This is a genomic window from Celeribacter marinus (assembly GCF_965656515.1).
GTDB classification, from domain to species: Bacteria; Pseudomonadota; Alphaproteobacteria; order Rhodobacterales; family Rhodobacteraceae; genus Celeribacter; species Celeribacter marinus_D.
Genome location: NZ_CBFHKW010000033.1, coordinates 12,393 through 27,856, shown reverse-complemented (window position 1 = coordinate 27,856; position 15,464 = coordinate 12,393). Strand labels below are relative to the sequence as shown.

Annotated in this window: 13 protein-coding genes; 2 read left to right on the top strand and 11 right to left on the bottom strand. The window is 56.9% G+C overall.

The window, feature by feature from the left end; genetic code table 11:
* Positions 1 to 573: TRAP transporter large permease subunit (locus ACTG34_RS08865; protein WP_439104586.1), on the top strand; the 573-nt coding region annotated here is incomplete at its 5' end.
* A 50-nt stretch (positions 574 to 623) separates the two neighbouring features.
* Here the strand turns inward: ACTG34_RS08865 and ACTG34_RS08860 are convergent.
* The 10 genes from ACTG34_RS08860 to ACTG34_RS08815 form a co-directional block, all read right to left on the bottom strand.
* On the bottom strand, positions 624 to 2,381 hold the full coding sequence (locus ACTG34_RS08860; protein WP_439104585.1) for a SulP family inorganic anion transporter: 1,758 nt from the start codon (positions 2,379 to 2,381) through the stop codon (positions 624 to 626).
* Between the two features lie 76 nt (positions 2,382 to 2,457).
* On the bottom strand, positions 2,458 to 4,134 hold the full coding sequence (locus ACTG34_RS08855; RefSeq protein WP_439104584.1) for a TIGR01244 family sulfur transferase: 1,677 nt from the start codon (positions 4,132 to 4,134) through the stop codon (positions 2,458 to 2,460).
* A gap of 128 nt (positions 4,135 to 4,262) precedes the next feature.
* On the bottom strand, positions 4,263 to 4,679 hold the full coding sequence (locus ACTG34_RS08850; RefSeq protein WP_439104582.1) for a TIGR01244 family sulfur transferase: 417 nt from the start codon (positions 4,677 to 4,679) through the stop codon (positions 4,263 to 4,265).
* Positions 4,680 to 4,769: 90 nt separating this feature from the next.
* Entirely contained in the window at positions 4,770 to 5,660 is an 891-nt protein-coding gene (locus ACTG34_RS08845; protein ID WP_439104581.1) for an MBL fold metallo-hydrolase, read from the bottom strand.
* Between the two features lie 21 nt (positions 5,661 to 5,681).
* Positions 5,682 to 6,110 (bottom strand): DUF6691 family protein, encoded by a 429-nt coding sequence (locus ACTG34_RS08840; RefSeq protein ID WP_439104580.1) that lies wholly within the window; start codon positions 6,108 to 6,110, stop codon positions 5,682 to 5,684.
* A 2-nt stretch (positions 6,111 to 6,112) separates the two neighbouring features.
* The gene (locus ACTG34_RS08835) at positions 6,113 to 6,547 is read right to left on the bottom strand and encodes a YeeE/YedE family protein (protein ID WP_439104579.1); all 435 of its coding nucleotides are present in this window, start codon (positions 6,545 to 6,547) and stop codon (positions 6,113 to 6,115) included.
* Positions 6,548 to 6,829: 282 nt separating this feature from the next.
* A complete protein-coding gene (prfB, locus tag ACTG34_RS08830) occupies positions 6,830 to 7,954 on the bottom strand; it encodes a peptide chain release factor 2 (RefSeq protein ID WP_439104577.1) in 1,125 nt (374 codons plus the stop codon).
* Between the two features lie 118 nt (positions 7,955 to 8,072).
* Positions 8,073 to 10,577, bottom strand: coding sequence for a penicillin-binding protein 1A (locus ACTG34_RS08825; RefSeq protein ID WP_439104576.1), 2,505 nt, complete (start codon positions 10,575 to 10,577; stop codon positions 8,073 to 8,075).
* A 157-nt stretch (positions 10,578 to 10,734) separates the two neighbouring features.
* Positions 10,735 to 11,955 (bottom strand): N-acetylmuramoyl-L-alanine amidase, encoded by a 1,221-nt coding sequence (locus ACTG34_RS08820; RefSeq protein WP_439104575.1) that lies wholly within the window; start codon positions 11,953 to 11,955, stop codon positions 10,735 to 10,737.
* 80 nt (positions 11,956 to 12,035) lie between these two features.
* Positions 12,036 to 13,184 (bottom strand): pyridoxal phosphate-dependent aminotransferase, encoded by a 1,149-nt coding sequence (locus ACTG34_RS08815; protein ID WP_439104574.1) that lies wholly within the window; start codon positions 13,182 to 13,184, stop codon positions 12,036 to 12,038.
* Between the two features lie 176 nt (positions 13,185 to 13,360).
* Between ACTG34_RS08815 and ACTG34_RS08810 the strand changes: the two genes are divergently transcribed.
* Complete coding sequence (locus ACTG34_RS08810; protein WP_439104573.1) at positions 13,361 to 14,128, top strand: DsbA family protein; 768 nt, start codon at positions 13,361 to 13,363, stop codon at positions 14,126 to 14,128.
* A gap of 88 nt (positions 14,129 to 14,216) precedes the next feature.
* On the opposite strand, the gene ispG is transcribed toward ACTG34_RS08810, so the two are convergent.
* The gene (gene ispG, locus ACTG34_RS08805; protein ID WP_439104572.1) at positions 14,217 to 15,347 is read right to left on the bottom strand and encodes a flavodoxin-dependent (E)-4-hydroxy-3-methylbut-2-enyl-diphosphate synthase; all 1,131 of its coding nucleotides are present in this window, start codon (positions 15,345 to 15,347) and stop codon (positions 14,217 to 14,219) included.
* Positions 15,348 to 15,464: the final 117 nt, after the last annotated feature.

Sequence of the window (15,464 nt, the reverse complement as noted above, 5' to 3'; positions counted from 1 at the left end):
GCCATCGGGGCGGCTGGCACCGCACTTCTGGCGCTTTATTCGGGCGGATTGACATGGCGAAAATCCGTTGAGGCCACGCTTGAGACCGCCGGATCAACGGGGATGATTTTCCTGATCCTGATCGGCGCCAAGGTGTTCAACAACTTCCTCGCGCTGTCTGGCGTGCCACAATCGGCGGCGGCATGGGCGGGCGGTCTGGACATCTCGCCGTGGTTGATCCTCGCCACCGTATTGTTGCTCTATCTGGCGTTCGGTTGCATCATGGACAGCCTGTCGATGATCTTTCTCACCGTACCAATCATCTTTCCCATCATGGCCGCGCTCGATTTCGGCATCGCACCCGCCGAATTTGGATTGTGGTTCGGCATTCTGGTCCTGATCGTCGTCGAGGTCGGACTAATCACGCCACCTGTCGGGATGAACCTGTTTATTATCAACGCGATGGCAAAGGACATTCCCATTTCCGAGACCTTCAAAGGCACCCTTCCCTTTGTGGTCACCGATCTGGTGCGCGTGGTTCTATTGGTCGCGTTTCCTGCCCTGACGCTCGGCCTTGTGCGGTGGGTGTACTGACGACACAAAAACGCCCTCCGCATCGGGAGGGCGTTTCCTTTTTTATGTGATTACGCCGCAACCGGACCGGATGGCGCGGGTTTGGTCACATCTCCCAAAGCCTTCATCGCGGCGTACTGACTAAGGAACACTTGCCCCGTCAGATCGTGTAACAGGTGCGATTTTTGCAACCGGTCCATCACCGGACCTTTGACCTCGGACAAGTGCAATTTGATCCCGCCATCATCCAACCGCTTGTTGATTTCCTCAAGGCTCTCAAGGGCAGAGCTGTCAATCTCGTTGACCGCAGGGCACATCAAAACCACGTGTTTGATGTCGCAATCATCCGCGATGCGGTCGAGGATATAGTCCTCCAAAAACCGCGCATTGGCGAAATACAGGCTTTCGTCCACACGGATCGTCACCAGTTCGGGCGTGGTCAAAACCTCATGACGTTTGATATTGCGGAAATGCTCGGTGCCCGGCACCAAACCGACCTCGGCCACATGCGGACGCGATGTTTTATAAAGGTGCAGACCGATGGATAGCATCACCCCCGCAGACACACCCGTTTCAACGCCAAAGCCCAAGGTGAGCAAGATCGTGGCAAGCACGGCCGCAAAATCACCCTTTGAATAGCCCCATGTGGTTTTGAGGATCGAGAAATCCACAAGCGACAACACGGCTACGATAATGGTCGCGGCCAACGTTGCAACAGGGAGAAAGTAGAGCAAAGGCGTCAAGAACAGCGCGGCAAAGGCGATACCAATGGCGGTAAACGCCCCCGCAGCGGGTGTTTCAGCGCCCGCATCGAAATTGACCACCGAGCGCGCAAAGCCACCGGTGACCGGATAGCCGCCCGATATTGCAGCCGCCACGTTGGACGCGCCGAGGCCAATCAACTCTTGGTCAGGCACGATGCGTTGGCGTTTTTTAGCGGCAAGCGTTTGTGCCACGGACACGGATTCAACAAAGCCGATGATAGAGATCAACACCGCCGCGCCAAACAATTGGCCCCACACCTCGCCAGAGAACGCGGGTAGTGTCAGCGGTGGCAATCCGCGCGGCACATCGCCCACGATTTTAACGCCGTGGTTTTGCAACTGAAACACCGCAGAGATCAGCGTGGTGACAACAACCGCAGCCACGGGGCCGGCCTTGGCTAGGATATCGGCCATGCGCGGGGTAAGGCCTTTGGCAATGAGGAACGGCTTCAACCCCTTGCGCACCCAGAACAAAAACGCCGTGGCTGAGGCGCCGATGACGAGCGTAATGACGTTCACGTCACCTATGTTCTCGATGATACCGCCGATCCGTTCGGGCAAGGTATGCCCCCCCGCAGAAATCCCGAGAATGTGCTTGAGCTGCGAGGCCGCAATCAAAATGCCCGACGCGGTAATGAATCCCGCGATGACAGGGTGAGACAGGAAGTTGGCAAAAAATCCTAGCCGAAACAGACCCATAGCGAGCAAGATCAAACCAGACAAAAACGCCAATGTGATCGCGGCGGCGGCGTATTCCGCCGTGCCTTGCAACGCCATGTTGCCCACAACGGACGCGGTCATCAGCGAGACGACCGCCACGGGACCAACGGCCAACGCGCGCGATGTCCCGAAAATAGCATAAGCCACAAGCGGTAAAATCGACGCATAAAGACCCATCTGGGCGGGCAGCCCCGCGAGCAGCGCATAGGCGAGCGATTGCGGGATCAACATGATCGTCACAATGAGGGCGGCCACACCGTCATTGGTGAACGTATCCTTGTTGTATTTGGAGCCCCAATCGAGAATGGGAAAATATCGGCGCAGACTACGGGGATTAAAAGACACGGCGGGCGGTCCCTTTCGGATTGGAGCAAACAGCGGGCCATGACACTGACGGCCCGCTGCATATACGTGATCGCTTTTACTTGGCGATTATTTTTTCGGGCTTAATCATCCACTCTTTGCCGCGCAGCATGGCTTTCCAATACACAGGCGGCAGGATTTGCTCTTTCAAAATCCACGCACGCCGTGTCGCTTTGGTGCCATCCAAGGCCCATTTAGGGAAGGACGGCAACAACACACCACCATAGCCGAATTCGGCCAAAACGATCTTGCCCTTTTCGACCGTCAGCGGGCACGAGCCGTAGCCATTGTAGCCTGCTTGTGGACCTTTGCCATCGATGTCGGCGGCGATGTTCGCGGCCACAACCGGCGCTTGCATCCGGGCCGCAGCAGCGGTTTTGGCGTTGGGCGCGTTCATCACATCGCCAAGCGACCAGATGTTCTCAAAGGTTTTGTGGCGCAAAGTGACCTGATCCACATCGACCCATCCAGCCGCATCGACCAAGGGCGACACTTTGATGAAATCGGGCGCGCATTGCGGCGGACAGACATGCAACATGTCAAACTCGACCGTCACCGTTTCAGGCTCCGCATCGGGTTTGGCGACTTTGAACGTGGCCGTTTTGTTGGGTCCGTCAACGGCAATCAGATTGTGAAAGAAATTCAGCTTGGCGTCATAGCGTTTGACGTATTCCTCAAGGGCGGGGACGTAATCCTTAACCCCGAACAACACACCGCCCGCATTCATGAACTGGATATCCATGTTGCCAAGCTTACCTTGCTTCTCCCATTCGGACGCGGACAGATACATGGCCTTTTGGGGCGCACCTGCGCATTTTATCGGCATGGGGGGCTGGGTAAAGATGGCGCGACCACCCTTTTGCTCTTGGACGAGCTTCCATGTGTAAGGCGCTAAATCATAACGGTAATTCGAGGTGACACCATTTTTACCAAGCGTCTCCTCCAAACCGTCAACGGCCGCCCAATCCAGTTTAAGACCCGGACAGACAATCAGACGTTTGTATTTGACCACGCGGCACCCGTCGAGGATCACGGCGTTGTTGGCTGGCTCAAACGCCGCCACAGCCGATTTGACCCAATGCACGCCGCGCGGAATGAGCGACCCCATAGTTTTCGCGGTTGTTTGTGCATCGAACACACCCGCCCCCACCATCGTCCAACCGGGTTGGTAATAGTGGATATCTGCGGGATCGATGATGGCGATATCCAGATCGGATTTACGTGATTTGAGCGATGAGGCCACGGCGACCCCTGCGGCGCCCGCGCCCACGATCACAACATCATAACTTGCGTCCTCGACACTATCGGTTGGCGTCACACCGCCATTGGCAATGCGGCGCGCCACACCCGTCATGTCGTATCCTGCCGCTTTGGTTGCGGCCAGAATATCGACGACCGACTTTTCCTTGGCCATCGCCAACGCCCAAAGCGTGGTCGTGCGCGTACCCGTGCGGCAATAGCCGAACACGGGACCAGGCAATTCGGTGAGCGCCTCGCGAAACAGTGCTGCGGTCTCTTCGGTCACAATACCGGGGGTGACGGGCAGATAAACAAACTGCAAGCCCGCTTTTGTCGCGGCCGCCTCGATCTCATCGTGTGTGGGCTGATCGGCGGCTTCGCCATCGGGTCGGTTACAGATAACCGAGCGAAACCCGCGCTTTGCCAGTTTGGCCAAGTCGTCAATCTGGATTTGTCCCGACACAGATAGACCGTCGGTGATTTTCTTGAGCTCCATGCGTGCGTCTCCTCGCAGCTAGCGACCGCCGATCCCCTCCAACTGGGATCATAAGCCAAAACGTTGTGCCCCAAACTTCGAGGCGGTAGCGTCAGTGGCGGCGGGGAGACGCGCAGTGCGCGCGGTCCCTAACGTCCCGACAAATATCCGGCGATCGCGCTTAGGTCATACCCTGCGCTGGCCGCCTCACTCATAATCTCGTCTGCGGGCCGTATGCCCGCTTGTGACAATGCCCATGCCGTGGTCGAGCGCGTGCCAGAGCGACAGTAAGCGTACACAGGCCCGTCCAGTTCAGCAAAGGCCCGTTGCGTCTCATCAATCAGATCACCGGTGAATTGACCCGGATAGATCGGCAGATAAAGGAAATTCAAACCCGCTGCCTGCGCCGCCTTGGCCATCGCGTCCGATTGCAACGCACCCTCGATCTCTTCGTCGGGGCGATTGCAGATCACGGTGCGAAAGCCTTTGTCGGCAAGGATTTGAACTTCGTCCAGTGTGATTTGCCCGCTCACGGTCAGCGCGTCATTTACCTTGTTAAATTCCATATGTGCCTCTTTTGATGTGCGTGGGACCGCCCTGACCTTCGCCAAACACGGCGGCGCGGGCGATCCCTCACACATCAATCGTGACGTGACTTAGAGACCGTTGACCGGCACCTTCAAAAAGGTTTTGCCATCTTGATCGGCGGGCGGCAACTCACCAGCGCGCATATTCACCTGCAAAGAGGGAATAATCAGCCGTGGCATGTCGAGTTGCGCATCGCGCTCTTCGCGAAACTTGACGAAATCCGCCTTGGTTTTACCGGCACCAACGTGGATATTATGAGCTTTTTCGTCGCCAACCGTGGTTTCCCATTCGATATCGCGCCCGTTTGGTCCGTAATCGTGACACATAAACAACCGCATATCGTCGGGCAGTGCGAGCACCTTTTGGATGCTGTCATAGAGCGTGGCCGCATCGCCACCCGGAAAATCAGCGCGCGCCGAGCCACCGTCAGGCATGAACAGCGTATCGCCCGTAAAGGTGGCGTTGCCCATGGTATGCGTCATGCACGCGGGCGTGTGACCCGGAGTGTGCATGGTAAAACAGCTCATGTTCCCAATGGTGTAGGTGTCACCGTCTTTGAACAAACGATCAAACTGCGAGCCGTCCCGCTGAAACTCTGTGCCCTCGTTGAACACCTTGCCAAACACGTCTTGCACAATGGTGATGTTCTCACCGATACCGATTTTACCGCCAACATTATCTTGTAGATACGGCGCCGCAGACAGGTGATCGGCGTGCACATGGGTCTCAAGCAGCCATTCCACCTTGAGATCATGTTCGCGCACATAGGCGATAATCTCATCGGCGCTTTCATACGAAATGCGCCCCGCCGCGTAATCAATGTCCATCACGCTATCGACGACTGCACATGAGTTGGAGGCCGGATCTTTGACCACATAGGAAATGGTCCATGTGGCCGGATCAAAGAAGGCTTTGACCTCAGGGGTCAGCGTCATATCAACAGGGTAAGTCTGGGTCATATTTCTCTCCTAAACTCGGGATCAAACGTGCCGCGCGGTGCGCTGCATCATGAATTTCGCGGCAAAAATGCCCGCCACGAGGGCCACAAAAAACGTCAACACGGCAGGATCAAGCGTGCCAATTGCGGGCAACGCACCACCGGGGCAAAACCCCGCGATGCCCCAACCAATGCCAAACACCGCCGAGCCGCCAATTAGCTTGGCGTCGATCACGCGGCTGGTCGGCACTGTGAAGCGTGGCTCGAACGCAGGGCTATCAAAGCGCTTGAACACCGCACGGTAGCCAAGGAAGGCCACGACAACAGCGCCGCCCATCACAAAGGCAAGTGAGGGATCCCATGTGCCGAACACATCAAAAAAGTTGATTACTTTGGCAGGATTGGCCATGCCGGACATCGAAATGCCAACACCGAACACGAGGCCTGTGAGGTAGGTCAATACATGTTTCATGCTCAAATTCCCCCCAACACATGGCGCACCGCATACACGGTAATCGCGGTGAAAATCATAAAGGTGACGGTGGCCGTGATTGAGCGAGGCGACAGACGCGCCATGCCACACACCCCGTGACCAGAGGTACAGCCCGACCCGAATGTGACTCCCAAACCGACGATGAACCCGCCGATGATGAGTGCAATATTGGACACTGGCACGTCGATTGCGGGCATTTCACCGTCAAATATACGGTAGACCAACGGCCCAGACACCATTCCCGCCAAAAGTAGCGCGCGCCACTGCCAATCAGAGGAACTTTGCGGCGTCATAAATCCCGCCAAAACGCCCGTGGCGCCAAACACACGGCCCTGAAACGCCATCAACATCACGGCGGACAATCCGATGAGAATGCCGCCAATGAGCGAGGCAAAAGGTGTAAATTCAGTAATCATTGTGTGGTCGTCCTCCATGCGGAGGGCATGGTAAGTACCCGAATAGTCATGTGCGTTTCCTTTTTAGATGCGCTTTTCGCGCTTTGTTTGGAAGCTTTTATAAAAGCGACAGGGCCATGTCCGTGAGTTTGTCACATAACATGCAATTAATGTAATTTGTTTGAACGCCCTCCCCTAGCGCCACGCGGCAAACGCCCACCGCAAAAGCAAAAGCGCCAACGGCATGCCGCGGCGCTTTTCAAATATCTTTGTGCTGTGTGTCGGACGCGAAGGAATAGTGTCTTACTCGCCCTGCGCGTCCGCGCGCGATTTACCCGACACGTTTTGCGCCAGTGTCGCGGCCATAAGACCGTCGAGCGCCCCATCCAAAACACCCTTGGTATCGGAGGTCTCATAATTCGTTCGAAGATCTTTAACCATTTGATACGGCTGAAGAACATAAGAGCGGATTTGGTTGCCCCACCCCGCATCGCCCGCATTTTCATGAACTTCGTTGACCAAGGCCGAGCGCTTGTCCAACTCGATCTGATAGAGGCGCGATTTAAGCGCCTTCATCGCGATATCGCGGTTTTGGTGCTGCGATTTCTCGGAGCTTGTTACAACGATCCCCGTGGGATGGTGGGTGATGCGCACGGCGGAATCGGTGGTGTTGACGTGCTGACCGCCCGCCCCCGAGGAGCGATAGGTGTCGATACGAATATCGGAGGGGTTCACCTCGATTTCGATGTTGTCATCGACCACGGGGTAGACTTTCACAGATGTGAACGACGTGTGGCGTTTGGCGGCGCTATCAAACGGTGAAATGCGCACGAGGCGGTGCACACCGCTTTCGGATTTCAGCCAACCGTAGGCATTGTGGCCCGAGATTTTATAGGCGGCAGATTTAATACCCGCCTCTTCGCCCGCGCTTTCGGATTGCAACTCGACCTTGTAGCCTTTTTTCTCCGCCCACCGCACATACATGCGGGCCAGCATCGACGCCCAATCACAGCTCTCGGTGCCACCGGCCCCCGAATTAATCTCGAGGAACGTGTCGTTGCCATCGGCCTCCCCGTCTAACAGGGCTTCCAACTCTTTTTCGGCGGCTTTGATTTCGAGCGCTTTTAGCGCCTCTTCGGCATCGGTTATGACCTCTTGGTCATCTTCCATCTCGCCCATCTCGATGAACTCGATATTGTCCATCATATCTTGCTCAATGCCTGTGGCCGTGGCCACCGCATCCATCAACATCTGTCGATCACGCATCAGGGTTTGCGCGCGCTCGGGATCGTCCCAAAGGGTCGGATCCTCGATCATCGCGTTGAATTCCTCCAACCGATGCGGCGCGGTTTCCCAGTCCAGACGCTGTTTCAACAGCGCGATGGATTTGCGGATTTTTTCGACGGAGTTTTCGATCTCTGCGCGCACGGGGCACCTTTCGGGAACTTGAATTCTTTGGGCAGACAGATACGCGTCCCCGCGCCGCGATACAAGCCCTGCACCGAACTGGTGCATCCTCTATCGCCGCGCGAACGGGGGTGGCGGATCAGTACAGTCCGCCAGATGACAACGAGTTAAAGGTCGCCTTTTTGGGGATTTTAATGGTGCTACCGGACGTGGTTTCAACCGCACGTTCACCGCTATCCACCTCACCTGCTTCAAACATCGGCAAATCGGAGCCCATGGCAAAACCACCGTCAAACATCACACCAAACACCGGCTCTTCACCATCGCGGAAATACTCGGCGACCACATTTGCGCCAGAGGCATCATCCGACAGGCGCGCACCTGTGAAGCGATCGATCTTGATGAAGTGCCCCCCCGGTGGCACACGAAACTTGCCGCCGCCAAATTTGGCCACGGCCTCTTGCATGAACTCGTTAAACACAGGTCCGCAAAATCCGCCCCCAGAGGCACCGGGCATGGCGCGCGGCGTATCAAAACCGATGTAGCAGCCCGCAACAATGTTCGAGGTAAAACCAACAAACCACGCGTCTTTGCCGTCATTGGTCGTCCCCGTTTTGCCCGCCACAGGAACTGGCAGATTGACGCGGCCTTGTGCCGTGCCGCGCGAGACAACACCCTGCATCATCGAGGTCAATTGATAGGCGGTGATCGCATCCATGACCCGTTCGCGGTTGGACACAATGGTCGGCGCAAATCCCGCATCCAAAGAGGCGACTTTGCATTCCTCACATCCGCGCTGATCGTGTTTGTAAACGGTACGCCCAAACCGGTCTTGGACACGGTCAACAAGTGTGGGTTCGACCCGCTCGCCGCCATTGGCAAACATCGCATAGGCCGACACCATTTTATAAAGAGTGGTTTCCTCCGCCCCAAGCGACGAGGCAAGAAACTGACCCATTTGATCGTAGACACCAAAGCGTTCGGCGTAGCCCGCGACAACATCCATTCCGACCTCTTGGGCCAGACGAATGGTCATCAGGTTGCGCGATTGCTCGATCCCTGTGCGCAGCGGCGTTGGGCCATAAAACTGCTTGGACGCGTTTTGTGGCCGCCAAACGCCCTGTGGCGTGTTGATCTCGATCGGGGCATCCACAACGATTGTCGCAGGGGTAAATCCACTATCGAGGGCCGCGGCGTAGACAAACGGTTTAAACGACGAGCCCGGTTGACGGGTTGCCTGTGTGGCGCGGTTAAAGACCGAGTTTTGGTAGGAAAACCCGCCTTGCATCGCGATCACGCGCCCTGTGTTGACGTCCATCGCGACAAAACCGCCCTGAACTTGCGGCACTTGGCGCAAGGACCAGCGGATCAAATCACCGGTGCCATTGTCGCCCGAGCTCATGCGCCGCACATGGACGACATCGCCGCGCTCAAAATTATCGACAAAGCTGCCACGCATCCATGCGATGTCCTCGCGCGGCACCGAAACCTCGCCGATCTTTTCAACCAAAACAGTGATCTGTTGATCGCCAATTTGGTCAACAGCACCGACATGCCATCCGCCATCAAGTGTCACATCACGCGCCACACGTATCTCGCCAAGCGCCTCTTCCCATGTGCCCGCATCAATCATGGCCGCGTCAATGGATTTTCCCGTGCCACGCCATACACCGCGCTCACGGTCCAACGTTTCAAGACGCCCCTCAAGAGCACGCGCCGCGACCCCTTGTAGCTCGGGATCAATCGTCGCACGGATCGATAAGCCACCCTCAAAGAATTCTTCTTCGCCAAAATCTTGGCTCAACTGACGGCGGATTTCGTCCGTAAAATAATCACGGTTTGGAAGTTGCGCACGAAAGCTCTCGTAATCGCCGTTTTGCACGGACCGGATCGGCTCAAGGCGCGCGGTTTCATACGCCGCTTGTTCCAGATAACCGTTTTCATACATCTCACGCAGCACAAAATTGCGACGCGTTAAGGCCGCATCATAGTTCTTGACGGGATGGTAGGAATAGGGAGCCTTGGGGTGGATCGCGAGGAATGCCGCCTCTTCGGGGGCCAGCTCATACAAGGTCTTGTTAAAATAGGTCTGCGCCGCCGCCGTCACACCAAACGAGCGCGCACCCAGATCAATCTCATTGAGATACAGCGCTAGAATTTCGTCTTTGGATAGCGATTGCTCAAGGCGCGAGGCAAGAATGATCTCTTTGATCTTGCGCTCTGCCGATCGGTCGGACGAGAGCAAAAAGTTTTTCATTACCTGCTGTGTAATTGTGGACGCGCCGCGCAAACGGCCGCCCTGTGCCGCCGCCATCGCCGCCGCAACCATTCCGCGCACATCATAGCCAGGGTGCGAATAGAAGTTCTTATCTTCGGCAGAAATAAACGCGAATTTCACCAGATCAGGGATTTCTGAGGGTGGCGTATACAACCGGCGTTCGCGCGCGAACTCGTCAATTATTTTACCTTCGCCGCTATAGATGCGCGAAATGGTTGGGGGCTGATATTGCGCCAATGCCTCGTGATTGGGCAAATCGCGGCTGTACATCCACAACACACCACCAATGACCAAGGCGAGCAAAATCAGTCCCGTGGTCACGAGCGAAAAAATTGTTCCAAAGAACGAGAGTATAAACCGAAGCACGTGTACGCCTTTCCCACTGTTGGTTCGGGCACTTTAGTGACTCGCCCGATCCAACCTTTGGCTCTCCTTATACGCAGCGCCGCCCGCGGTCAAAAGCAACCCGCGAAAATGTGACTGTCTGTGCGCGAGGCTTCGCCAGTTGCCCCCGCTTACCGCGCTACTTGCGCAATTGGCGCGTGGCCGCCCGATCGATCTGTTGCCATGCGACCAAGGCATCGCGGATCGCCTGCGCCGCCGTGTCGCGCCACACCGGATCATCAAGGTTTGCACGATCCTTATCAGATGACAAAAACCCTAACTCCAACAAAACAGACGGAATATCGGCAGATTTCAACACCGAAAACCCCGCCTCAAGGCGAGGACGTTTGTGCATACCCACACTGCTCTCAAGGGCCGCAACCAACGCATTGGCAAAGGCATCGGTGCGCGGTTGCGTCTCCGTGCGCGCCATATCGAGTAAAACCCCCGCGATCACGTCATCTTGGTCGCTCAAATCGACACCAGACAGAATATCGGCGCGATCATGGCGCTCGGCCAATTTGCGCGAGGCCTCATCGGATGCCCGATCCGCCAACGTATAGACAGTCGCACCCTCGGCGCGCCCTTCGGAAATCGCATCGGCATGTAGTGAGATAAACACATCGGCCCCTGCCTCATGCGCGCGTGTAATCCGCGTCTCAAGCGGGACAAAACTGTCGTCATCGCGGGTCAAGACAACCTCAAACCCGCCGGCCCGCACCAAGGTATCGCGCAACTCTTGGGCAAAGGTCAGCATCAAATCGGCCTCTTTCAACCCGTCACGCTCTGCCCCCGGATCGATGCCGCCGTGACCGGGGTCCAGCATCACAACCATTGGCCCGCTCGAGGTTTGAGCCGGTGCCAAATCAGATGCTGGACGCGCAACCCGCGCAAATTGTGCCGCCTCTGGCGCACCGGCTTTGGCCACAAATTGCTCGACGTCCGTGGGGGCCAAGACCAACCGCAACACCGCGTCCGATGCGCCGCGCGTCATTTGTGCGGTTTTAACCTGCAATGGCACATCAAGGTCGATCACCATACGCGACCAACCGGGGCGAAACAGCCCCACGCGCAGGCCCAAAACCGCCTCGGAGCGATCAAACGCCTGCGTGTCAAACCCCGCCCAATCCACTTCGGAAAAGTCCACGATCAGACGCATGGGGTCACTCAACGTGAACACCCGAAACGCAACGGGTTGCCCCAGATGCAAGGTCAGCACGGTATTGGCCCCCTCCTCGGACACAACCGAGCCCGCGTTGGATGCCGATGTCAGCGCGGTAAACGCCTGTTGCGCCTGTGCACCAATCGCCACAAAGGCCAGAGTAAGGCAAAGCCCCACCGCCGTTATACCCTGTCTCATTACCCCGATCACACCCACACCCTACTCTTTTCGCACCGCTTTGACGTTGCACGCACCTTAACGGGTGGTGCCCGTCGATCCTAGCCCTTGGTGCGGTTACTCATGAACGCGTGAAGCCGCGACAAGCCTTCGTGGATATCCGCCGTTGAGCGCGCATAGGAAAACCGCATCGTCTGCGCCCCACGCACAGGGTCGAAATCAAGCCCAGGCGTGACAGCAACCCCAACCTCATCAAGGATTTGTGCACAAAACGCCCGACTATCCTGCGTCAGATCAGACACATCGGCATAGATGTAGAATGCCCCGTCCGGCGGTGCAATCTTGTCAAATCCGATTTTGGGCAGCTCTTGCATCATCAGCGCGCGGTTTTGCGCGTAGACTTCGATATGGGCCTCGCACGCGTCACGCGCCTCAAGCGCACCAAGAGCGGCAATCTGGGCGGCATGTGGCGGACAGATAAACAGGTTTTGCGCCAAGCGTTCAACAACCCGTACATGATCCTCGGGCACAATCATCCAGCCCACCCGCCATCCGGTCATCGAGAAGTACTTGGAAAACGAATTGATAACGTAGACATCATCGCTGATTTCCAACGCCGTCACCGCGCGCGTGTCGTAGTGAACGCCGTGATAAATTTCGTCCGAAATAAACGAGATCCCTTTGGCCGCACAGGTCTCGATCAGGGCGGCCATAGCCGCACGGTCCAGCATGGTGCCTGACGGATTGCCCGGACTGGCGACAATCAACCCGTCCACATCATCGGGAATTTGCGCGGGGGCCGGTTGCAAGCGGTTCTCGGGCGTGGATTGAATGCCAACGGGCTCGATATCCAAGGCGCTGAGAATTTGACGATAAGACGGATACCCCGGCTCGCCCAAGGCCACCTTACCCCCCGCATCAAACAGAGCGGTGAACGCAAGGATAAACGCGCCCGACGAGCCGGATGTGACCACAACGCGGGACGGATCGACGCTCACGCCGTACCAATCGGCATAAAGCCCCGCAATGGCGCGGCGCAACTCGGGCAGCCCAAGCGCCACGGTGTAGCCAAGTGGTCCCGCCTCCATAGCGGCGGCCAGTTTTGCACGCGCATTGGCGGGGGCACCGGTCGAAGGTTGGCCCACTTCCATATGGATCACATGACGCCCCGCGTCCTCGGCGGCACGCGCCGCCTCCATCACGTCCATGACGATAAAGGGATCAACATTGCTTCGACGGGAGGTTTTCATGGGCGGGCCTTTTGGTTCACGGTGTTGCCCAAGCGATGCCACTTGGCGCGCACAATTGCAACGTCACAGCGCCGAGATGGTGGACCTGCGACCGAGGGTCACGTAAGTGTTGGGTGGACCCACGCCTCCGATGTGATAGACGATTTGCAACCAGATTTTCAACGGAGAGATACCACATGGCTCTGCCCCGCTTTTTGACCCGCCTCACGACAGCCGCCCTTTTGACGGCATCGACGGCCTTTGGGGCACATGCCCTTGATCTTTCCGACATGTCGAGCGCCGAACGCGCCGCATTCGGGGCCGAGGTTCGCGCCTACCTGATGGAAAACCCCGAGGTCTTGATGGAAGCGGTCGACGTTTATAATCAACGCCAACAAGCCGCCCAAGAAGCCGGCGAAGCGGGCCTGATTGCGGCCCACGCCGCTGATCTGTTCGAGGCCGAGGGCGATCTGGTCTACGGCAACCCCGATGCCGATTTGGTCTTTGTCGAGTTCTCAGATTACCGGTGCGGCTATTGCAAAAAAGCCTACCCCGATGTCAAAGCCCTGCTTGAAAAAGACGGCAATATCAAACTCGTCGTCAAAGAATATCCCATTTTGGGCGAAGAAAGCGTTCTGGCCGCGCGGTTTGCATTGGCGGTCCGTTCCGTTGGCGGTGTCGAGGCCTATGACGCGATCCATGATGCGTTGATGACCACGCGCGGCAACGTGACCGAGGGCAGCCTCAAACGGATGGCAAAAGACTTAGGTCTGGACGGAGACGCCGTTATGGCCGCCACCGACAGTGACGCGGTCAACGAGATTTTGGGCCGCAATCAACAGCTTGGCCAAATTTTCCAAATTTCAGGCACGCCAACCTTTGTGATGGGCGAACAACTCATTCGGGGCTATGTGCCGTTTGATGCGATGAACGAAATCGTAGCTGAGCTGCGGCAAAACCGCTGAGTTATCAGATCACTATAGCACTAAGTTAAGAAAAGCCCCGACACGTTGCGGGGCTTTTTTGTTTGGGCGTGGCCCCAAAGATCGGCAGTTACTGCGCCGCCTCATCTGCGGCCAGCGTCTTTGCGATCTCGGCGGCTTTGGCTTCGACCTGTTCCACGATGTGCTCGACCATACGCTCATTGTCCATCTTGTGGCTTTGCTTGCCGCCCAGATAGACCATGCCATGGCCCGCACCGCCGCCTGTCCACCCCACATCGGTCATCAGCGCCTCACCGGGGCCGTTCACCACACAACCAATGATCGACAGAGACATCGGCGTTTTGATGTGCTCAAGGCGCTGCTCCAACGCCTCAACCGTTTTGATGACGTCAAATCCCTGACGCGCACAAGACGGGCACGAAATGATGTTCACACCGCGGTGGCGCAGGCCAAGCGATTTCAGGATTTCATAGCCGACCTTGACCTCCTCAACGGGATCCGCCGACAGGCTCACACGGATCGTGTCACCAATGCCCATCCACAACAGTTGCCCCATGCCAATGGCCGATTTGATCGTGCCCGACATCAAGCCGCCCGCCTCGGTGATACCAAGGTGGATTGGTGCGTCCGTGGCCTCGGCCAGTTGTTGATAAGCGGCAGAGGCCATAAAGACGTCGGATGCTTTGACCGAGATTTTGAAGTTGTGAAAATCGTTGTCTTCGAGAATTTTAATGTGATCAAGGCCACTTTCGACCATCGCGTCCGGACACGGTTCGCCGTATTTATCCAACAGGTGCTTTTCCAACGACCCGCCATTGACGCCAATACGGATAGAGCAATTGTTGTCCTTGGCCGCTTTGATCACCTCTTTGACGCGGCTCTCATCCCCGATATTTCCCGGATTGATCCGCAGACACGCCGCCCCCGCCTCAGCCGCCTCAATCGCACGTTTGTAGTGAAAATGGATGTCGGCCACGATCGGCACAGGGCTTTCGCGACAAATCTCTTTGAGGGCCGTTGTTGCCGCGACATCAGGGGCGGAGATGCGCACAATGTCTGCGCCCGCTTCTGCTGCGCGCATGACTTGGGCCAAAGTCGCTTTGACATCGCCGCTATCGGTGTTGGTCATCGTCTGCACACTGATCGGCGCATCGCCCCCCACAGGCACATCCCCAACCCATATTTTACGGCTCACGCGGCGGTCAATATTGCGCCAAGGGCGGATCGGATTATGGGACATGGGGTACGGTCCTTGCGGCTAAAAATTGGATCACGCCATAGATAAGCTGCGCAGCACAGGCAAGCAAGCCGTTGCACGTCAGCTAAGATCACGCCACCGCGATGGAAATGTACGGAC